This is a genomic window from Allobranchiibius sp. GilTou73, assembly GCF_021391335.1.
GTDB lineage: Bacteria > Actinomycetota > Actinomycetes > Actinomycetales > Dermatophilaceae > Allobranchiibius > Allobranchiibius huperziae.
Window position 1 is genome coordinate 240,702 of the sequence record NZ_CP090051.1, and the last position, 21,110, is coordinate 261,811.

General features: G+C 66.6%; 17 protein-coding genes. 11 read left to right on the top strand and 6 right to left on the bottom strand.

Annotated elements, in window-relative coordinates; translation table 11 throughout:
• Window positions 1-15 precede the first annotated feature (15 nt).
• The 6 genes from LVQ62_RS01200 to LVQ62_RS01225 all read left to right on the top strand — a co-directional run bounded on the left by LVQ62_RS01200 (window position 16) and on the right by LVQ62_RS01225 (window position 5,030).
• Window positions 16-660, top strand: coding sequence for a molybdopterin-dependent oxidoreductase (locus LVQ62_RS01200; RefSeq protein ID WP_233763944.1), 645 nt, complete (start codon window positions 16-18; stop codon window positions 658-660).
• The gene (locus LVQ62_RS01205) at window positions 632-1,333 is read left to right on the top strand and encodes a cytochrome b/b6 domain-containing protein (protein WP_233763949.1); all 702 of its coding nucleotides are present in this window, start codon (window positions 632-634) and stop codon (window positions 1,331-1,333) included. Before LVQ62_RS01200 ends, LVQ62_RS01205 begins: the two co-directional genes overlap by 29 nt.
• A gap of 245 nt (window positions 1,334-1,578) precedes the next feature.
• A complete protein-coding gene (locus tag LVQ62_RS01210; RefSeq protein WP_233763954.1) occupies window positions 1,579-2,415 on the top strand; it encodes a hypothetical protein in 837 nt (278 codons plus the stop codon).
• 52 nt (window positions 2,416-2,467) lie between these two features.
• Window positions 2,468-3,106 (top strand): HNH endonuclease signature motif containing protein, encoded by a 639-nt coding sequence (locus LVQ62_RS01215; RefSeq protein WP_233763956.1) that lies wholly within the window; start codon window positions 2,468-2,470, stop codon window positions 3,104-3,106.
• Window positions 3,107-3,181: 75 nt separating this feature from the next.
• The gene (locus LVQ62_RS01220) at window positions 3,182-4,195 is read left to right on the top strand and encodes an NADPH:quinone reductase (RefSeq protein ID WP_233763958.1); all 1,014 of its coding nucleotides are present in this window, start codon (window positions 3,182-3,184) and stop codon (window positions 4,193-4,195) included.
• A 316-nt stretch (window positions 4,196-4,511) separates the two neighbouring features.
• Window positions 4,512-5,030, top strand: coding sequence for a hypothetical protein (locus tag LVQ62_RS01225; RefSeq protein WP_233763960.1), 519 nt, complete (start codon window positions 4,512-4,514; stop codon window positions 5,028-5,030).
• Window positions 5,031-5,138: 108 nt separating this feature from the next.
• Here the strand turns inward: LVQ62_RS01225 and LVQ62_RS01230 are convergent, their stop codons facing one another.
• Window positions 5,139-6,161, bottom strand: coding sequence for a LacI family DNA-binding transcriptional regulator (locus LVQ62_RS01230; RefSeq protein WP_233763962.1), 1,023 nt, complete (start codon window positions 6,159-6,161; stop codon window positions 5,139-5,141).
• A gap of 112 nt (window positions 6,162-6,273) precedes the next feature.
• Here LVQ62_RS01230 and LVQ62_RS01235 point away from each other — a divergent pair, with 112 nt between their 5' ends.
• Window positions 6,274-7,122 (top strand): phytanoyl-CoA dioxygenase family protein, encoded by an 849-nt coding sequence (locus LVQ62_RS01235; protein WP_233763964.1) that lies wholly within the window; start codon window positions 6,274-6,276, stop codon window positions 7,120-7,122.
• Between the two features lie 7 nt (window positions 7,123-7,129).
• On the opposite strand, the gene LVQ62_RS01240 is transcribed toward LVQ62_RS01235, so the two are convergent.
• Window positions 7,130-9,268 carry a hypothetical protein gene (locus tag LVQ62_RS01240; protein WP_233763966.1) on the bottom strand — a complete coding sequence of 713 codons (2,139 nt, stop codon included), beginning with the start codon at window positions 9,266-9,268 and terminating at the stop codon, window positions 7,130-7,132.
• A 216-nt stretch (window positions 9,269-9,484) separates the two neighbouring features.
• Between LVQ62_RS01240 and LVQ62_RS01245 the strand changes: the two genes are divergently transcribed.
• Together LVQ62_RS01245 and LVQ62_RS01250 are read left to right on the top strand one after the other, a co-directional pair.
• Window positions 9,485-10,129, top strand: coding sequence for a LysR family transcriptional regulator (locus tag LVQ62_RS01245; protein ID WP_233763967.1), 645 nt, complete (start codon window positions 9,485-9,487; stop codon window positions 10,127-10,129).
• Entirely contained in the window at window positions 10,126-10,383 is a 258-nt protein-coding gene (locus tag LVQ62_RS01250; RefSeq protein ID WP_233763968.1) for a hypothetical protein, read from the top strand. Before LVQ62_RS01245 ends, LVQ62_RS01250 begins: the two co-directional genes overlap by 4 nt.
• A 122-nt stretch (window positions 10,384-10,505) precedes the next feature.
• Here LVQ62_RS01250 and LVQ62_RS01255 read toward each other — a convergent pair whose 3' ends face one another.
• Window positions 10,506-10,826, bottom strand: a complete 321-nt coding sequence (locus LVQ62_RS01255; RefSeq protein ID WP_233763969.1) for a hypothetical protein — start codon at window positions 10,824-10,826, stop codon at window positions 10,506-10,508.
• Entirely contained in the window at window positions 10,823-12,331 is a 1,509-nt protein-coding gene (locus tag LVQ62_RS01260; RefSeq protein WP_233763970.1) for an SIR2 family protein, read from the bottom strand. Before LVQ62_RS01260 ends, LVQ62_RS01255 begins: the two co-directional genes overlap by 4 nt.
• Before the next feature lie 167 nt (window positions 12,332-12,498).
• Between LVQ62_RS01260 and LVQ62_RS01265 the strand changes: the two genes are divergently transcribed.
• Window positions 12,499-13,365, top strand: coding sequence for a hypothetical protein (locus LVQ62_RS01265; RefSeq protein WP_233763971.1), 867 nt, complete (start codon window positions 12,499-12,501; stop codon window positions 13,363-13,365).
• Between the two features lie 228 nt (window positions 13,366-13,593).
• Window positions 13,594-14,466, top strand: a complete 873-nt coding sequence (locus LVQ62_RS01270) for a hypothetical protein (protein ID WP_233763972.1) — start codon at window positions 13,594-13,596, stop codon at window positions 14,464-14,466.
• 287 nt (window positions 14,467-14,753) lie between these two features.
• On the opposite strand, the gene LVQ62_RS01275 is transcribed toward LVQ62_RS01270, so the two are convergent.
• Together LVQ62_RS01275 and LVQ62_RS01280 are read right to left on the bottom strand one after the other, a co-directional pair.
• On the bottom strand, window positions 14,754-18,044 hold the full coding sequence (locus tag LVQ62_RS01275) for an exodeoxyribonuclease V subunit beta (RefSeq protein ID WP_233763977.1): 3,291 nt from the start codon (window positions 18,042-18,044) through the stop codon (window positions 14,754-14,756).
• Complete coding sequence (locus LVQ62_RS01280; RefSeq protein ID WP_233763978.1) at window positions 18,037-20,784, bottom strand: PD-(D/E)XK nuclease family protein; 2,748 nt, start codon at window positions 20,782-20,784, stop codon at window positions 18,037-18,039. The genes LVQ62_RS01275 and LVQ62_RS01280 overlap by 8 nt, the downstream gene beginning before the upstream one ends.
• Window positions 20,785-21,110 lie beyond the last annotated feature (326 nt).

Sequence of the window (21,110 nt, forward strand, 5' to 3'; positions counted from 1 at the left end):
GTCGGTCGCCGGGTGATGCTCGGCGTGCTGGGGCTCGGAGCCGTCGGCATCGTGGCGGGCAGCAAGGTGTCGAACGGACTGTCCAGCCTCCTCGCGCCGGTCGAACAACGTGACCCCACCGGACTTCTCTCCCTCATCCCTGTCGGCGACACGTTCCGCTACTACTCGGTGACCGGCGCGGTGCGCACGCAGCCGGCGCAGACCTACCGGCTTCCTGTGACCGGACTGGTCGAGTCGCCGCACACCTACTCGTACGCCGATCTGCAGGCGCTGCCGCGTACCGCGTTCGTGCAGACCTTCCAGTGTGTGACGGGATGGCACGTGCCGGAAGTTCATTGGGCCGGTGTGCGATTGGCCGAGCTGCTGGAACGCGCCCGCCCCAGCACGGAGGCGCGAGCGGTGCGCTTCCGATCCTTCGACAGCACCTACACCGAGTCGCTGACGCTGGACGAGGCGCGCGCCGACGACGTCCTGGTGGCGCTGGAGATGCTGGGCGCCCCGGTGACCCACGACCACGGTGGGCCGGTGCGCATGTACGTCGGCTCCAACTACGGCTACAAGAGCACGAAGTGGCTCTCGGGCATCGAACTGACCGACCACCAGATCCCGGGCTATTGGGAACCGAGGGGCTATGCCATCGACGGACGACTCCCCGCGTAGCGCGTCCGCGTCATTCGATTCCGGATCGGAGGGCGACGACGGACGCATCCATCGATTCAGCCTCGCCGAGCGGATCATCCACCGCGTCACGGCCGTCCTGATGATCGTCTGCATCCTCACGGCCGTCGTCCTCTACAACGGCTCGTTCTCGATCGCGATCGGGCATCGGCATCTCATCGAAGTGATCCACGTCTACTGCGGATTCGCCCTCCCGGTCCCCATGGTGCTGGGGGCGGTGTCGGTCGCCTATCGAGCGGATCTGCACCGGCTCGGTCGGTTCTCAAGCGCCGACAGCCGCTGGTTGCGATCCCGCACGCGGCGTGACGGCACGATCCGGGTCGGCAAGTTCAACGCGGGCCAGAAGCTGAACGGCGCGCTCACCTCCAGCTCGATCCTGGTCCTGCTCGCCACCGGCATCATCATGTACTTCGTCACGCTGGCGCCGCTGCCCTGGCGGACCGGCGCGACGTTCGTCCACGACTGGTTCTCGATTGCCGTGGGCCTGCTCGTGATCGGCCACATCACCTTCGCCATGAAGGACCCCGAGGCGCGCGAGGGGATGCGCACGGGCTGGGTGACGCGACAGTGGGCACGCCGCGAACACGCCGCCTGGCTCCACGAGATGAGCGATGGCGCCGACGGCGGCCAGACCCGCGAACCGGTCGATCCGTAGGTCGCTGCTCGAACCGATCCGACCTGTTCGTCGCCCGCCTGATCGCCGAAGGCGGTTTACCCCGCCGGGGATCGAGGGTTGCATGAACGGACCCGCTCTATCAGCCGCAGCCGCCCACCTTCAACCAGCTCTGAGGTGGGTGTGGACAACCCCGTCGGGCGGGTATCTCCGGGGCGGAGATGTGGATAAGAATTTGTTCAATAATCAATCCCATCAACACAATTCGGCCTCTGGATCCCTTGCGGATGTACTCGAACGCGCGTACGATGAATACATCAGTTCGAACGTTCGGGGTACCGGGGAAGGGGCGGATCGTGAGCAATCCCATCGACGAGAATGCCCTGTCGCTGCCGGCTGAGATCGTCCCCGCGCGTCCAGGGGCGGGTGCCGGATTGATGGAGCTGTTGTCGGCTTTCGCTGCATCGATGGATGCCTGGCCGGGGGCGCTGTTCCAGCTGAGCGAAGCAGATCTGGGCAAGGTGGTCTCCACGATGTTGACCGTCGTGGGTCGCGCGGAGAACGTCGCGGCGTTGGCTACCTCGGATGCTCTGACCCGCGGGACGGTCACCGGCTCCACGGCGACGGGTGCGCCCGGGTGGGTCGCGCAGGTGGCGCGCGGGGTGGATCCCGTGGTGGTGCACCGGGTCGGGGGTGTCGGTCGCGATTGCGCGGACCCGAAGAACCGCGTGGTGGCGCAGTGTCTGGCGGAGGGATCCGCGTCGGTGCCGGCGGCCGCGGTCGCGTTGCGGGAGGTGCCGAGAGTGGTCCGTCAGTTGCCGTGCGCTGACCGGGATGACATGTTCCTGCGGTATCTGAGCCTGTCCCATTTCGGTCCGCGAGCGTTGAAAGAATTGAGTACCCGGATCATCGGCCAGTTCGCCCCCGAACAGCTGATGCGCGATGAAGAAACGCAGCAGCAGTGCGAGGCCGCGCTGGTACGACCTGCCCGGTGGGATGGTCCGGTTCGAAGCAGACCTGTCCGCGGCCCACGCAGCGACGGTGAAACACGCCCTGTAGTTCCTCTCGGCGCCGACACCACAGACCTGCCCCGACGACCCCGCCCACAGCAGCGACACGGCTGAAGGGAAGGGCGGCGACCGGGGCGGCAACGCCGAAAAGCCGGCGCTGAAAACCATGGTCAGCCCGCTCGACCGCGATCCGCGGACCCCGGCCAAGCGTCGCGCGGACGCCCTGCTGCGGCTGATCGAAACCGCGGCCGGTGTGCTGGACGGCAACTCTCCGCGACCGGTCGGGGAGATCACCGGCACCGCGAAAATGGTGGTCACGCTGGACTACAACACCCTCCTGGCCGGCCTGCAGCACTCTGGTCGCCTCGGCGGGAGCGGCGCCATGACCGACCCGATCTACCTGCCCGGCATCGGACGCACCGCCGACGGTGACTATCTCGACGCCGGGACGCTACGGCGGCTGGCATGTGACGCGGACCTGATCCCGATGGTGCTCGGTGGGGCATCCGAACCGATGGACGCCGGACGAGCCAAGCGCCTGTTCACCGGCGGATTACGAACGGCGATCATCCACCGAGATCGAGGATGCACGTTCCCCGACTGTGATCGGCCACCGGACTTCTGCGATGCCCACCACGTCGATCCGTGGTGGACCGGCGGCGAGACGACACTGACCAATGCGGCCCTGCTCTGCACGCGCCACCACACCATCGTGCACCGCGACCTGCTCACCGCGGCGGTCACCGCCACCGGAGTCACCTGGGACCTGACGCCCGGATTGATGCCGCACCAATGGGCCGGCTGACGCCCCGACCCGGCATAACTCGAGCCGTTTACGACGTTGCACCCGTCGTACACCGTTGTCGACGAAGGGATCCTCATGCGCGCCGTGGTCTACACCGAAGGCGGCGACGCCTCCGTCCTGCACCTGGTCGAACGCGAGGCCGCCGACCCCGGACGCGGCGAGGTGCGCGTACGCATCGAGCGCGCCGGGGTCAACCCGACCGACTGGAAGTTCCGTGCCGGCAGCGAGCTGGCCTTCCCCGAGATCGTCCCGGGTCAGGACGGCGCGGGCACCATCGACGCGGTCGGCCCCGAGGTCGACGGGCTGCACGTCGGCGACCGGGTGTGGACGATGCTCGCCCAGCACCAGCGCCCCGGCGGCACCGCCCAGGAGCAGGTCGTGCTGCCGGCGGCCAACGTCACCACGCTGCCGGACGGCGCGTCGTACGACGTGGGCGCCGCCCTCGGCGTGCCCGCCGTCACCGCTCACCGCGCACTGACCACCTCCGAGGGTGGACCGGACCGGCTCTACCGCGGTGCCATGGAGGGGCTGACGGTGCTCGTCGCCGGTGGTGCCGGCGCGGTCGGCAACGCGGCGATCCAGCTCGCGCGGTGGGCGGGAGCCACTGTCATCAGCACCGTCAGCAGTGACGAGAAGGCGACGCTGGCGACGGCGGCCGGCGCCCAGCACGTCGTCAACTACCGGGAGGGCGACACCGCCGCCGCGATCCGCGAGGTCGCGCCCGAGGGCGTGCACATCGTGGTCGAGGTGGCGCCCGCGCAGAACCTCGCGCTCGACCTGCAGGTCATCCGGCCCCGCGGCACCATCGCTGTCTACGCCAACAACGGCGGCGACGAGGTGACGTTGAACGTCAGGGAGACGTTCTCGACCAACGCCCGGATCCAGTGGGTGCTGCTCTACACCGTCGGCCAGGACGCCCTGCGCGCCGCAGCCGACGACGTCAGCGCCGCGGTCGCCGACGGCGGCTTCGCGATCGGCGACGAGCACGGTCTGCCCCTGCACCACTACCCGTTAGAGCGCACGGCCGAGGCCCACTCAGCTGTCCAGGACGGTGCCATCGGCAAGGTGCTGCTCGACGTCACCGGCTGACCGCGGCCGAGCCTGACGGTTTGCGTCGGTGGCCAGTGCTGCAGCACTGGCCACCGACGCAAAACCCGCACCCCGACGGACCGCGCCCCGTGAGTACGGCGTCGCCGTACGACGTGTCCGCGCTTCTCACGGAGTGGCGGCACCAGATGCCAACCCGGCTGCCGTACGCCTTAGCCGGTCGCCGACTCGCCGTAGGCCTCGGGACGCAGCAGGTGCCGCGAGTGGGACCGTCGGCTTTGCTTGGACGTCGCGCTGGCTTGCGCGGGTCAGCTGCAGGCCTCTGCACATGTCAGTCCTCGGGTGCACGCTTCGATGCATGAATCTCGACGTGATCGACGTAGTTGCCGCTGGTGTGCCGGCCGTTGCGATCCTGTCCACCGCGGGATGGCGCGGCTGGCAGTGGCTCATGGGGCCTGGCCCCATCGAAGCCCAGATCAAACGCTGGCGTTCGTGGCTCGCGGTTGCGAATGAGTTGGAGTCGGCGCGCGAGATCGACCGGGCCACCCTCGTGCGCCAATCCGCGAACGAGGAGTTCGCCAGATGGCTGGCGGGCACCGAAGCTCGCAACGAGTGGAAGGCACGGTCCTGGGCCAAGGTGGCCGCCGCGGAGTGCATGGCGATCTACTTCCTGGCGCTCATCGCCTGGAGATTCGCCGGTTCGCCTGCGTCGCGGGTGGCCGCCCTCTGCGCACTATTGCTGACTGTCGTCATCGGAGTCGGCAGTGCCCTCGTTGTGGCCGTGACATCGAAGGGATACAACCGCACCCTCGACCGGGCAGCAGCGAAGCGGCCGGTGCGACAAGGGGCACCCGAGCGCACATCGCTGCAGCGCTGAGAGACCTCCCCCGTAGCTGGGTTACACCAGCCCTGCGAGACGAGCCACTGCTGTTGCGTCCGCACACACGGGACCCGACACATCGCGGTCAAGGCTCGGCACGGACCCTCAGGTGTTCAAGACCGGCGTGGTGCTCTCCCGGACCAGCAGCTCATGCGGCACGACCAGGTCGAGCGGGCCGTCGTCACCGGAGTCTGCTGGACCGCTGATGCGGGCCGCGAGTCGATCGAGGGCGACCCGGACGATCTGCGTCTTGTCCGGCGCGATCGTGGTCAGCGTCGGCGTGCTGTAGCGGCCGTCCTCGATGTCGTCGAAGCCGACCACCGCGATGTCCTCCGGCACCCGTCGGCCCAGCTCGAGCAGGCTGCGCAGAGCACCGAGGGCGAGCTCGTCGCTGAAGCAGAAGACCGCTTCGAGGTGCGGCTCCACCTCCAGAAGCCGTTTGACGGCGGCGGTCCCGTCCGGCCGGTGCAGTGACCGGACGGGGATGACGAGCTCCTCGCGGAACGGCAGCCCCGCCGACTCCAGCGCCTGCCGGTAGCCCTCGACACGCAGCTCCGCCGTGCCGTTCTGCAGATGCGGTTGCGCACCGATCGCCCCGATCACGCGGTCCCCGCGGGCGAGGAGGTGCTGCGTGGCCTCCCGGCTCGCCCGCACGTTGTCGATCGCGACGTGGTCGAGGACGCCGTCGGTCTCGCGTTCACCGAGTAGCACGACCGGACCGGCTGCGAGCTCGACCAGCTCGGCGGGCGACACCGCCCATGGGCTGCACAGCACCCCGTCCACGCTGCGACCGGCCGGGCCGAGGATCATCCGCCGCTCCTGGTCGGCGTCGCCGTCGGTCTGGTCGATATGTACGGTCCATCCGCGCTCGGCCGCGACCCTCACGGTGATCGCGGCGAGCTCGCTGAAGTAGGGCGAGCTGATCTCGGGGACGACGAGGCTGATCACCTCGGTGCGTCCGCGACGGAGCTGCCGGGCGGCGGTGTTCGGGCGGTATTTCAGCTCCTCGATCGCGGCCTGCACGCGCCGTCGGGTCTCGGGCGCCACGTGCGGGAAGTCGTTGGCCACATTGGATGCCGTGCGCACCGACACCCCTGCGCGTTCGGCGACCTCTCGAAGACCCACCACCGTTGAATCCTCTCGTGAGACCTACCGCCGCGGCGCTTTCCGGCGTACGTTTGCAACGTTGCAATTCACGACAACGCTACAACCCCGCCTGCCGCACGAGAGGGAACCGATCATGAGCGATACCGAGACGCAGCGCCCCGACGTGACGGAGACCGACGTACATGCGGCCGTCGATGCCCTGAGCACGGACGGCATCATCGGGCGCAAGGGCGCGCTGTCGCGAGACTTCGTGACCGGGATGCGGGTCGACGTCGAGGAGGCGTTCCGCGAGGCGCGGTCGCGGGAGAACGGCGCCGTCGGCCGCGGCCCGAACCGCTGGTACGCCGAGATGCACCCCGAGGCGCTGGGCGGCTTCGTCGAGCTGGTCGATCACCCGTGGGTGCGCGCGGTGAGCGAGGCGATCCTCGGGCCGCACTACGAGATCGTCGAGGTCGGCTTCGACATCCCGTTCGCCGGGGCGCACAACCAGCCCTGGCACCGCGACTTCCCCTCCCCCGCCGCGACGCGCACCGAGCAGCGGCTGACGAGCCTGGCCTTCAACGTGACCCTGGTCGACACCGAGGAGGACATGGGGCCGTTCGAGATCGCACCCGGCACCCAGTGGGAGACCGGCGAGGACTTCGAGCACGAGATGTTCCCCGACCGCTCGACCTGGTCGCGCTACGAGGAACGCGCCGTGCGCAAATACCCGCGAATGGGTGACATGTCGGTGCGCTCGGCCCTGACGATCCACCGCGGCACCACGAACCACTCCCAGAAGTCCCGGCCCGTGCTGGTGCTCGGGATAGACGCGCCGGGAGCCGGCAACGCCGAGCACCACGACATGGCCGTCACCGAGGGCTACTGGGCCAAGTTGCCCGAGCGCGTACGCCGGCACCTGCACTGCAGGGTCGTCGAGCACCTCACGCCGATCGTGCAGAAGCACACGATCGAGGGCCTGGTGATGGGCGAGGCCGAGTAGGACCGCCTCAGAGGCTGAACCACTGACCGGCCCAACCGCCCGCCGCGTTCCAGTACGTCGAGTAAACGTGGTTGTCCTTGCCGGTGACGAGGAGGTCGATGACGTCCTGCTCGCGCGACTGCGCGGTGACGCGTGCGCCCGGCGGGATGGTGAACTCATCGGCAAATCGGTCGTCGCCGAGCCAGAACCACTGCCCGCTCCACCCACTGCTCGCGTCCCAGTACGTGCTGTAGACGTGGCCGTCGCGGCCGCTGGCGCACAGGTCGATGTGGCCATCGAAGCGCGAGATCGCGGTCACCGGCGAGCCCGGCGGCACGGTGAACCCGTCGCCGAAACGGGCGTCCGCAAGTCGGAACCAGTGGTTGTTCCAGCCCGTGCCGGCGTTCCAGTACGTGCTGTAGACGCCGCCGTCGAGCCCGCTGACGAAGAGGTCGATCTGGTCCCGGAAGCGGCACAACGCGGTGACCGGCGCACCGACAGGGATCTTGAACTGGTCGGCGAAGTTGTCGTCACCCAGCCAGAACCACTGCCCGCTCCACCCACTGGAGGCGTCCCAGTACGTGCTGTAGACGTGGCCGTCGCGGCCGGTGGCGAAGAGGTCCAGGTGCCCGGTGTAGCGCGAGAGGACGCCGACCGGCGTACCGGGGGCGACGGTGAACCCGTCGCCGAAGCGGCCGTCAGCCAGTCGGAACCAGTGGTTGTTCCAGCCGCCTCCGGCGTTCCAGAACGTGCTGTAGACGCCTCCGTCGAGGCCCACGACGAACAGGTCGATCAGATCGGGAGCGCGGTCGACGCAGCTGATCTGGCTGCCGACCGGGATCTTGAACTGGTCGGCGAAGTTGTCGTCACCCAGCCAGAACCACTGTCCGCTCCAGCCGCTGGAGGCGTCCCAGTACGTGCTGTAGACGTGGCCGTCGCGGCCGGTCGCGAAGAGATCGAGGTGGGTGGGGTAGCGACTGAGCACGCCGATGGGTGAGCCGGGAGCGATCGTGAAGTCGTCCCCGAAGCGGCCGTCCGCGAGCCGGAACCAGGTGCGCAGCCAGCCGCCGGCCGGGTTCCAGAAGGTGGAGTCGACGCTGCCGTCGGTCCCGACGGCGAAGAGATCGATCTGATCCTGGGTGCGACTGATGGACGCCACCGGCGCGGGCGCCAGGCTCAGGAACTGCTGCGAATAGTTGAGGTCGACCTGCCCTGCCCCCGCGGTGTTGCTGACCACGTCGGTGTGCTGACCGCAGTCCGTGATGGCGTCGTATGCCGCGAAAGCCGTTGTCAACGCACCGCTGTCGGTGTTGACGCTGATGTCGCGCATGCTGGTCATCAGCGTCGGAGGGTAGTCACGACACTGGGCGACCGTGTACGTCTCGAGCGTCTGCACCGGCATCACCAACTGCCCGGTGACGTTCACCGACAGCACCGTGTCAGGGAAGCCGACGAACTCGCACGTCCAGAAGTCGAAGGTCGTGTGCCGGGACACCAGCTTCATCACGCCGGTCAGCACGTCGCCCGGTTGCACCGTGACCAGGGTCTGGGTGCGGAACGCGTTCGTGCCGACGACCAGCCAACTGGCCAACGCCCAGCTGTTCCCACCGCCGGCCGGGGACACGCCCCACTGCAGCACCGGCTGCAGGATCTGGGTCACGGGGCTGTCCTGCAGCCCGTTGAACAGGTAGAGCAGCTGCCCGTCCTCCGCGATCGGCTCGGGCGGCACGGTCCACGTCGTGGTCATCGACCTGATGACGTTCGTGGACGCCTCGGTGTACGCGGCGTACGTGATCCACCCGCTGCCCAGGCCCGGCAGCTCCGCTGTCTCCACAGTGGTCTCGGGAGGCTCGACGAAGGTCTCGGTGCGGGTGTTGAAGCGCTTCATCCGTCCACCGTCGGGGCGCACGATCTCGTCGGGTCCGACGAGGTGGATCATCGACTTCGGCCGCAGACCGCCGGGAGTGATGGCGTAGTCGCCGGACGCGAGCAGCGCGCGGGTGCGCCGCAGCGTCAGGGGCGGCCTCTTCGCCACCCGGTACCGGCCGCCCTCGTCGGCTGCGACGACCTCGCCCGGGGCGACGGTGTGCACGTGATCCGCAGGTCGCGGCCCGCCGGGCGTGTGGACGGTCTCTGACGTTGACCCCGGCTCCTGCGGTGTCGCCATGTCGTTCCTCCGTGTCGTTGTCGCGTCCACGGAACGTCGTGAACGGTGGCGGTGGCCTCGCCGATTTCCTCCCTGATCGCCCTCAAACTAGAGGCGACGGACGATATTCTTTGCAGGGTGTTTCCAGATCGGACACAGTTTTCCGCGGGCCCGCTCAGCCGGAAGTAGCTCGCACCAGATTGCTTTGACGAGGCGAAGCCGGGAGCCGATGACAGCGTGGAACTCAATCTCACCGAGGTCCTGAGCTGGACCGTCCTGGCCCGCGAGGGCCACTACGGTCGAGCCGCCGATGAGCTGCACGTTTCGACCTCATGCCTCACCAAGCGAATTCAACGCCTGGAGAGCCAGCTGGGGGCGGTCCTGGTCGAGCGGGGACCAGGAGGGGTGCTGGCCATCACCGGCACCGGGCGGCTGTTCGCCGTCCGGGCCGAGCGGCTGCTCGACGATGCGCGCCGCCTCGCCACCTCAACACACGAGCCAGCAGCGCCGGTGGTGGTGGGCGTGCCCGGTTTCGATGGTGCCCGGGTCTTCGAGCACTGGGCTCGCACCCAGCCGCCCACCGTCCGCGAGACGCTCGCGACGTTCGTGTGCTGGGTCGGCATCGCCTTCGATCACCTCGACCTCGCACTGACGAGCCAGCGCGTCGACATCATGCTGACCGCGGGTGCGTCCACTCAGCCGGGGATCCGCTCCACTCGCCTGTGGCCACTGGATCGCATCGGGCTGGTGGCCAGATCACACCCGCTCAGCGGCCGTCGTACCGTGCCGGTGGAGCAGTTCGCGACCCTCCCGTTCCTGCGATCGGCCGCCGCTCCCCCGACTGGATGTCGCTGTGGTGTCTGGGCGACGTGCGGCCGATGAGCGAGGCCCGCATGGTCGAGGTCGCACCCCGGTCCATGTCCGACGTCCTAGGCAGCGTGGCGCGCGGGTCTGTCGTGGCGGTCAGCCCCACCCTCGTCGGCCCGGTCCTGCCTCCGCCCGTGTCGTACGTGAAGCTCGAAGGCGCGCCGCCTGCGTGGTACTACGCGCACACCCGACACGACGAGCCGAGGCGGGTGGTGACCGAGGTCCTGCAGCTCCTGGGGGCGATACCCGCCGAGCAAAGTCTCGCCTGATCCCATCACTAGTACACGCTGCCCTCACCAACGCCAAGGTGAGCCGTTTCGAACAGGCCATCGACGTTCGTGGCACACGGGAGTGCCGTATCGACGCCGACAACGTTCTCGGGACGCCGCCGTCACACCTCAAAACCGCTGATGCGGTATACCTCAGCCGGCCGAGCCGCAGCTAGAAATAGCTCCACGTCCTCTCGCTTCACCGTCCCCTCGTAGCCTGCGAAATCCGAGTCATCGAGCGCATCCAAGAGGCAGTGCAGATCACCACCTCGGATCGTTCCGGTCACCTCGGCAACGTTCCACGTCGGCGCGTCAACAACGCCTGACCTCGCGAGTTCAACTGCTTGGTAGAGGAGAGCGGTCGCTGGTCCCCACATTTCATTGTGGAAGGAGAGCGACCCACCGTCAGCCTGCCCTTCGACGGAGAAATCGACTGTCGTCACGGTGCCTCCGGAAGTTCAGAAGCGGGGTGCTTGTAGCCGAGCGCCGCAAGGGAGTCACGAAGGAGTTTCCACCGATCGCGAGCGCTCGGTTTCTTGGGCACGATGTCCGCGACTGCCCGGGCAGCCGCGATGACCTCGCTGTCTTCCTCAGTGAGCGCGGCATACCGCGGATCGAGCAGGTAGCTGGACGACACACTCGCGTGCATCGCTACGTGGTCCAGAAAGATCTCGAGTTCCCTGGCCTGCGTCAGCGATTCGTCGGAATCCTCGCCGATCGCGACCCAATGCAACCGGCCGCCCCAAATAGCCGCCTGGAGCTCATCCCCGCCTAACGCGAGAACCGTCCCCAACTCATTCTTCTGAGAGCTGCCTCCCGCTTCGACGAACCCGGCGACCTCGTGGGTCAACCGAAGGATGTTGTCGTCCCTGAACGAGACTCCGACCGCCAGAAGGTGGGTCGTCAGAAGCATCGACTGGAAGATCGCGCCAGCGGGTCCATTCTTCGCGTCGTACGCGATGAACTCACTGCGAGCAAGGACTACGTCCTCGGGGTGGTCGACGTCGCCATGCAGTTTGAGCACCCAGGGTCCTCCAGGCGCAGGACCGTCGTACGGCAGCAGCGTGGGCATAGGCGCGCCGGCCTGGGCAGCCACTGCGTTCTCGTACAACGTGTCGTAGTTCGTCGTCGCCACTGCCCTGCATCCGAGCGATGCAAGGAGCAGGTGACCAAGGGCCGGGCGCTGCACAACCTTGATCTTGTCGGCCACCACCGACCCGAGCTTCGTTCCCTTGACGGCTGCCAGGTACTCCGCCTGATCCAGAACGCTGAGCTTCCCGAGGGCATCTTTCTGACTCTGCGTGAGGTAAGAGCGAAGGTCTTCGATCAGGTCGGTCCAGCTGGGGAGGCCAGCGCCTATGCTCACGCCGGCTCCGATCAGTAGCGACAGACCGCCCTTGCGAGTTAGGTCTGCGAGCCGCGATTGGGTTTTGTGGAGTGCGTCATCTGTGTCGCAGGCACCGCTTTGACGGCGGACCCATTGGGCAGCGGCGTAGTCCGATTCAGAGAACAGCACGAAGGCGATGTCGATGCCATCGGCTCCTGCCTGGAGCGCCTCCATGACTCGCCCTATAACTGCTCCCGCGGATCCATGGTGCCCGCCACCCGCGAGCCCCAGCGCGGGCACCGCCACCAGCGGACGCGCGCGCGTGGTCTCGAGATTCGCGGCGGCGACATCCTCGAGTACAGACGACAGGTGCTTCACAAGCGCGTCGATACTCACTTCGCCACGTTCGGTGACATCCTGGTACCAAACAGGTACGCCGGAGTCGTCGCGAAGTGCCCGAGCGAAGCCGTTCTCGAGCCTCTCTGGTCGGCGCACCCCGCTTAGCACGCCATCCCACGTTCGCTCCAACTGGGCGCTGCTGTCGGTGGGCACGATCAAGGCGTCGCAGTAGACACTCTCGAGCTTGCCGCGCACGACGAAGAGATGACCTAGATCTGCCATAAGCACCAATCCTTGATAGCTGGCTCAGCGTCCAACGTGCTCACGCCGGCAAGGTCAACCTACGTGTCGTCTACCGGCGGCGGGTGTGCATCGCTGCGCTCATCCAGCCGTTGTCGGTGCCCCCGGTTATGTTCCAAGTGAGGATAAAGACCGACTGAGGAGAGCAAATGGACGAGCAGGCAACGCAGGCACGCGGTTTCGACGCCGAGGTGGCCAAGGAGTGGGCCACGTTCGAGGTGGCGCTCGGTGATCACCTGGCACAACTGTCGAGGACCGAGCGATACGAGGTGTATTCGCTAGATCAACACGACGAGCCGTTGGTAGTGGTGACCAGGGAGGACGAGCTGTCGAAGTTCGAGCTCACAGCTCCTGCTCTCAGCAGCCTCGACCTGGGGCAGGAGCAGCGCCGAGTGACTAAAGCGCTCGGGATTACGACACATCCTGCAACGTTCGAGTGGCGCCTCGTGCACAACGGAAAGCTGCACCTGGCCGACCACATTTCATGGGTGATGGTGGGACTGCTGCAGGACGTCTATAACGTCTCGTCTCCCGTCGTGCTCGATGCGGGGACGCTGACGATCCCCGCCCCGGACGAGCCTCAAGCGTTGTTTGACACTCGCAAGCCGATCGCCGCGGAAGGGCCGTCCGAGCTCGCCGACGCCGTAGAACGCACTTTGGCCGAAATTTGTCCAGAAGTCAGTCGCCTCAACGACAACTACTTCCGGCTGGGTGACGCAGAGGGAGCGATCACAATCCGGGTCGACGGCGACAGCACAGCGGTGTGGGTGCTCCAGACTCCCGTGAAGACCCGTAACACCTCAGTCGCGACGCGCGAAGTCGCGCTACTCAACCGTGACGCGGTCTACGGCCGCTACTACCTCAACGGTGGGTGGCTCGTCGCCGAGGCCCGGGTGTCAGCCGATCCGTTCCTTCCTCAGCACCTCATCGACACAATCACTGCTCTGTACGCCGAGACCCATCGGATCGCCGGCGACTTCGCCTGGCGCACGCGTGGGACGGTGCTGGACATCTGAACCCAGTTCACCTGGACTCAACCGGCACCGGCATAGCCCCTTTCCAGCTCTTTCGGTGTACATTCTGGCCGGGCGCTTCGCCTAAAGGTACTGAAGAGCGAAAGGCCCACCATGAGTCAACGTCCCCTGGATTTCGCCCCCGAAGTTGGCGACACAACGGCAGATCGACGTCGCTGCGACGGTGCCAGGACAACCTGGCTCCTCCGCGAATCACGGGGTGAGACGACAGTGACGCAGTGGGGCCTCACAAACGGAAGCGATTGGTCGAAGTCCGTGACAACGGCGTCGTCATTCGACGAAGCCCTTCAAACCAATCGCGAACTGCTGACGCTTCGCATGGACGAGACCACCGACTATCAGACTCCAGCAGCTGACGTCCTGCTAGAGCACCTCGTTCTCGATGCGCCGGAGGGCGAACCGGGCGATGTCGAGTGGCCATTTGATATGAACAACTACCTGGAAGAAGATTACGACTTTCCCGAACGCGAAGGTCTTGTCCAGCGGTTCTCGCGGGTCAACGGGCAACGTGTACAGTTCGCCGCTCGCGTCGATGGGGAATACGTAGGGTTTTTCAGCTCCAGTGACGAGCCCCTGGGCACCCTGCTCGCAGATTATTCGTGGGGTAGCGAGGCTGGGATGACCTCAGGAGCTGGTAGCTGGGTCCTCACTCGCACTTTCCCAAGCACTTTGATAACGATCCCTGCCGGAGACACAGCAGATCAACCTATTTGCGGATTTAAGTCGGCGGCCGACATGACAAGTACCGCCCGGATCGTGCGTGAATGGCTCACCTACATCGAGTACTCGTGCATGTACGTCTTCGGCGCCGCAGCCCTCGCACTAGAACCTCTTGACCCCCTTGATAAATTGTCCCAGGCCGAACGCAAAGACTGGCAGAATTATCTCGACAGGCTCCGGGACGGTTACAATGAAACAATTCGGATGTCGTTTTCGATTGATTTGGATCTCAAGGCGGCGCTCCGTAAGGAGCTGCGCAGTAGCAGCACCTACCGGACCATTGCCGACGCGCTAGCCGACCCAATCCAAGGAGATTGGCTTCGCGTCGCATTCAGCGATGGCAACCTTGAACCGCTTTGGTGATGCACCGTTCGCCTGAGGTAGAAGCGCAGACACACAGTGACCGCCAGCAGCGTCGAATGGCCCCGTCGAAGTCCAGCTCGGAGGAATGCCGGGCAGAATTGCGCGATGAAGACTGACCAGCGCCCTGTCAGCGGCGACGAAGTCGACGTATACAGCCGTTGGCGCTTTGTGGTTGCCTGGGCGCAGCGACCGGCGCGGTCAAGAGGGTGAAGCGCCGAACCCACCGACACGATCGTCGCCGCGAACGCGAACGACTCCGCCAGGACAGTGCAGAGGGCTGAGCACCCTCATGAAGGCTCGACCGGCACATCGAACGCTCCGCGCTCACCGACGAACAACAGGTGAGACCTTGCTACTTCGGCTCCAGTTGCGGTCTGCACAATGCATCGGTACGCCGCCACCTGAGGTGTATAGAAGTTTGCTCGCGCGGAGAGCGCCGCTTCAGGGATCTGATCGGTCTTGTAGTCGACGATGACGATCGACCCGTCGTCCTCTCGGTACATCAGGTCGATGACCCCTTCGAGGATGGTCCCATCGGGTTGTTCCATGCCGACGAATGACTCACGCCAATGCGGGCGCACAGCTGCGCGCTGCACAAGGTCCGAAGCCAACGCCATCCGTACCAGTTGCGTGACCAGCGCCTCGAAGTCGATTACGCCCTCGGCGAGCACCTGAGCCTTCACCGCATTTTCGAGGCCGGCGCCGGACTGCAGGTCCACCAGTTGCAGGACGCCGTGGACCGCGCGGCCCACGGCTGATCCGTACCGCCCCTTGTTCCATGGAGAAGCACCCAGATCTCTGGAGCCCTTCGCCGTGCCCGCCGGTAGATCCTCCGCCTCAGGGGTCTCATCCTCGGTCGTCACGGGGAGGCCGACGGTGGATGCCCGCAGCGCATCCGGTTCGTTGCCCTCCAAGCCGGAAGCACTCGCCGATGACGGGACGGCACTACGCGCGAGTGCTTCGCTCAGTCGTGCAGACCATTCCGCGAAGTCCGGAGGCGCAGTCACCGTGCGCGACGACGGAGCTGGGACCGTGTGGGACGGATCCGCAACCAACGTGACCGCACCGAACCCAGTCGCTCCGCAGCGAGCGAGATTGCTCGCGTTCGTGTCCGCCGTTCCGGATCGGTGTAGCGACACGACGAGATGGTCACGGGCACGGGTTGCGGCAACATACATCAGCCGGTCGCGTTCGAGACGCCCCATCTGCTCGTCGATCGGCACCCGCGCATCGAACTCACCCGTGGTGAGGTTCTTGTTGATGGATGCTTCGTACCCGTTGCCGTTCCAGAGGATCCGCACCCCGAAGCTGTTGCGGTGTTGTGCGCCGAGACCGGACATCACGACCATCGGAAACTCCAGGCCCTTCGCGGCGTGGACCGTCATGACTCGGACGGCGTCCACGTCGGACTCAGGCAGCACAGACTCAGCGGCCTGGGCACTCTCGGCACCTTGTGCTGCTGCCCACAACAGGTACGCGCGCAGCCCACCGTGCTCCACGTCGGCCCACGCGCGGGCTTGGTCCACGACGTACCGCAAACGACGCCACGAGTCGCGAGCGCGAGGGCCCCACGCGGCGACCTCCAGCATTCGGCGGTCGTGGACGATCTGGCCGAGCATCTCACTGGGCGTGAGCCATCGTGAGCGCCGGTGCAGACTTCCTAGGTAGGCGACGGCCTTGCCAACCGGATGTTCGGTGTCCTCGTCGACGCGCCGCAGGATGTTGAACGACTGATCGTCCGCCCGCCAGGACCAGAGGTCGTCATCGCCGCAGCCGAACAGCGGGCTCCGCAGAGCTGTCACCAATGATAACGAATCGGTCGGGTCCGCAACGGCTCTGGCAGCGGCCATCAGCGAGCGCACCTCGGGTGCGGAATAGACCAACGAGCTTGCTTCAGTGCGATATTCGATCGCTGCCGCGTCCAGGGCGTTCTCGAGCATGGGCAGCGAGGTGCGTGCGGGAATGAGAACGGTGATGTCGCGGTGCTGGATCGTGCGCCATTCGCTCGACGCCTCGTCGAAGACGGTCCACCCTTCGTGCAGAGCACGAGTAATCGCAGCGGCCACGTCCTCGGCCTCCACGGCGCGCAACTGATCCGCGTAAAGCCGACCACCGCCGTCCAGGACGTGTGGCTCTGGCCCGAGCACCATGACCGCAGTTCCGATGGTGGCCGCGGGTCTGTGAGCATCGAGGGGCGCGTAGTCGGGCTGTCCGCCGGCGACCGGTTGGATGACCTGCCCGAAGACACCATTGACCCAGTCGAGAATCTGGTCGCTGGATCGAAAGTTGGTCGTCAGCGACAACGGCTCGCCGATGACGGCGCGGGCGTCCAGGTACACCGCGATATCGGCCCGACGGAATCGGTAGATCGACTGCTTCGGGTCGCCGACGACGAAGAGGGATCCGGCCGGGGCGTGGGCGTAGGCGTCGTGCCAGTTGGCCTCGCCGGCTTCAGCGCCCCCGGCGATCCGGACGGCAATTTCCACCTGTATCGGATCGGTGTCCTGGAATTCATCCAGCAACAGGTGCCGGTATCGCTCGTGCAGGCTCTGTCGGACACCGGCATCGGCGCGCAGCACGTTGCGCGCGAGAACTAGGAGGTCGTGAAACTCCAACTGTCCATCCGCCTGGCGAGCGCGAGCTGCAGTGAGGACTTCGCGACCGCACCACTGCACCAGGACGCGCAACGCGGCATCAAGGATCTGCTGAAGTGCGACGGCAACGGCGCCTTGCCAGTCTCCGCACTCCGTCTTGAGGGCTTTCAGATCCTCCCAGTTCGACGCCTTGCCGTGCTGGAACTTCAGCCCGATGCCGGACTGGAGGGTCTGCAGTACGGATGCCAAACCGTCCGCGGCACAGGCGTTTTCGGCCCACCCTGCAAGCTCGCGTAGGTAGGGCACAAACTTGTCGTCCGGGTCCTTGCAGGTATCGGCCTCGGATGCGATCCGTCGTGCCAGTGAGACCAGAGCGTTCAGGTCCGGGACAGTGATGGGCGGGGTCGGGTTGGCCAACACGTGCGACTCGACCAGGTCCCAGTCGTTGTTGAGTGTCGTGATGACCGGGCGCAACTGATCGATCTTGGTCCCGGTGCCCAACAACACGGACAGGGCATCCGCCATCGTGGGGTCTTCCATGAGCCGGGAACGGATCTGAACCCACCGCGCCTCGAACGCCACCGACGATCCCACCGCATCGAGCACCTCGACCAGGGGCGGAATGCCGGCCTCGATCGGGTGCTGCAGGAGCAGCTGCTGGGCGAAGGCGTGCAGCGTGCCGATGGATGCCAGGTCCAGGCCTTCGAGAGCATCATCGATCAGCCCCTGCGCCTCCACGCCTGCGGCATGCTCACCCTCGAGCGCCGTCCGCAGTCGTTCGCGAAGCTCAGCGGCAGCGCGCTCGGTGAAGGTCACCGCGGCGATGGCGCCGATCGGCACTTCATCGACCAGGAGCAGCCGCAGGATCCGGCCGATCAATGCCGTGGTCTTGCCGGACCCCGCGCCGGCATCGACGAACAGGGTGGCGTCCGTGCGCGCGCGGATCGCGTCTCGGGCAGCTGCGTCGTTCAGAGCGTCAGTCATGTTGACTCCCCCCAGAGACGACCGCTCCGGGCTCGATCAATGTCACCAGCTCGCGTAACTGAGGTGCTGTCTTGATGGTCTCCCAGCGTTCTCGTACGTCACTGTGCCCGAGGCCGTCCGGGTTGCAATTGGGACACTGCACCCAGAGATAGTCATCCTTTTCGGGCGCTCGCGGCGGGAAAATACCGCTGCTGATGGCGGTGGTGAGGCGTTCGACCGCATTGACGTACTGCACTCGGACGTCATCGGTGAGCTCTAGTTCGATGCGTTTCCTAGCTCGCGGGCTGTGGAACCAGTACAGGGCCTCGACCTTGCTGCTCGCGTCGCCGTACTGCGCCCGCACGGCGTGCGCGTACGCAGGTAGCTGCAACTTGGTCCCGCCCACCACGGGATTTGTCGTGCTGATGTCCTTGAATTTCGTCGGACTGCCCGTCTTGATGTCCACGACGATCAGTGTCCCGGTCTCGGTCTCCATGACCAGGTCGGCAGAACCACGCATGCGTGCGACGCTGCCGTCACCGAGAAGGAGCTCCACCGCAGGTGCGTCATCGAACCCGAACCTCACCTCGCTACCGACGATGCGGGCGCCCTGCTCGACCCGCCAGCGCTCGTCGTCGGTCAACATGTCATCGAGCTGCCGCCTGATCTCGACGAGCCGCCGTTCCCACATGATCGGGTGGCCGGCGCGCCCGCTTGCGACCAGCCGCTGTCCTTCCTCCCCGGCAACTACCTGCAGACGTGCGCGCTGCTGAGCAGTCCACGGCTCGCCGTACCCAGGAAGGGTGTGCTCTCGGGCCGCCTCCGTGATCAGCGAATCGAAACAGTGGTGGATGAACGTGCCGACCTCGGCGGGGGACACCTCGAAAACATCCTCCGGCTCTTCGACGGGACGCACCCCGAGGATCCGCTGGACGAAATACGCGTGCGGACAGGCTGCGAACGACTCCAGAGCGGTCGGGGAGACGATCGCATTCGCACCGGTGACGGCGGGCAATGCCGGCGTCGTACCCACCAGCCCGTCGAACCTGGTCGGCGTCTCACCGGATCGGCCCTGCTGGAGCTCTCGCGCGGCCGTCATGGTCGGGTCGTCGAACGGCGTGTGAGCGGCGACGGCTCGGGTGCGCCATTCCTGCTCGGTCGCAGGATGAGACGTCGACAGAAGGCCCGCCGCGAACGAGGGGATCGACTCGATTCCGCCGGCGGTCGCGAACGCCGTCGCCGTGAGCGTCGGATCCCCTGACAGCTGCCGCAACGTGGGAAGGAGCCAGCGGCTCGGGATGCGATTAGTCTGCCGGCGAAGATCGCCGCGGGGAAAGGTGGCCACGACGGTGGGCGCGCACTGGAAGGCCGCAAGGACATGGCGGTGCTGTCGCTCAATCGTCTCCCGGATGCCGGGCAGCTGGCCGCCTGTCCGCACGCGAACGCGTTCCGGCAGCAACGGGTCCTCCATCACCCGCCCGGGGCACTGGTCCTCGGAGAGACCGACCACGAACACCACATCCAGGTCGAGCCCGATGGCATCGGCCACAGGCCCGACGAAGACTCCATCGCCGAACCGTCCGACCCGCTCGCTCCCGGCTTCCAGCTGCTGCTGGACGATCTCCTCAACGAGGACCATCGATGGCGACAGGTCGGTGAGGTCGAGGTCGGCGACACCCGCCAGGGCGCGGCGAGTCGCGACCGCGGCGTACTGCTCCTCAAGCGGGAGCCGGTTGGACTCTCCGTCCGGCACCATCCGGTCCAATAGACCCGTCAGGAGAACGGCGGCGTCTGCCCACGACGTCGAGCAATCCACCTTGTCGAACGTCTCTCTGACGGCGCGGACCGTGTCGCGCAGGTGCTCGGCATCCTGGGCGTCTCGCTCGCGCCAGGCGAGATCGCTCTCGGCGACGTCGGCCGACGCTGCACGCCGCTCAGCGACGAAGGCATCGAGCCGCTCGTCCCAATCTGTGTCGTCCACGATCCCGATGCCCCGCGAGATGCGCTCCCATCGGGAGACGCTGATCCGCCCGCCCGTCAGATCCCGGGCAGGCGCCTCACCGAGTGCGCCCATGACGTCACCTCGTCGGTAGCCTCCGGCACGTGCCCGCATGAGACCCAGAAGAAGGCGAGGCACGGCGCGCTCTTCGACGGGCCGAGCCCCCGGTCCGTTGAACCTGACGCCGGCAGAGACAAGTTGCTCGTTCAGGAGGCGTGCGTACGGAACGCGCCGCGAGTAGAGAATCCCGACGCGGTGGGCGGCCGTTGTCGAGAGGGACGCAACGACCTCACGTACGACGGCGCGCACCTCGTCGTCCGCGTCCGAGGCGTGCAGCACCCTGGTCGCCCTCGGCTGCGCGGGCGCGACTGCATCCGCAGGTAGCTCGCCACTGAGGAAACTCGCTGCCGCAGTCGGCCCGCGATCCGGTCGGGTGTCGCCCGTGGCGCCCAGGATTACGTGCGCGTCACTCTCGGCAACGAGCCGCTCGGCGAACGCGTTCTCGGCCCGAGTCAGGTCTTGGGGCAGATAGAAGACGACCGAACCGGTCTCGGGCAACGGCTGGGAGCACGCCTCAAGCAGCAAGTCGGCCTCGTCGTACCAATTTGCGCCGAGCCGCTCGACGGCGCCTCGGTGCAGGCGCACGACGTCGGCGGTGAGGGCATTGGCCTCGGCGATCTCATCAAGGGTGGTTGCATCGACGTCGCGCAGCGCGCGTCGTGCGTTAAGCAGGGCACGCGTAGTGGCGGGATGCCCTGCCACCGGCGCGAACAGACCTGGTGCCGAACGAAGTTGCTCACTGAGGACAGCCGTGGCGACAGTGCTGACCGCCGGCTTCCTGCCCGACGCCGTGAGAGCGGGAGCGGCCGCGAGCTCTGCCAGTCGGCTCAGCGTCGTAAACCAGATGCCTGCTGCACCGTTGGCGCCGTCTGTCAGTCCGTGAGCCAGGTGCCTCCGCGCGACGATGCCTGCGACGTTGTTAGGGACGACCACGGTGACTGGCGCCAGCGGATCCGTTGCCTTGAGCCTCGCCACAGCCTCGCGAAGCGCGCCCAGCGCCGATCGTCCATATGCCGCACTGCAGTCCG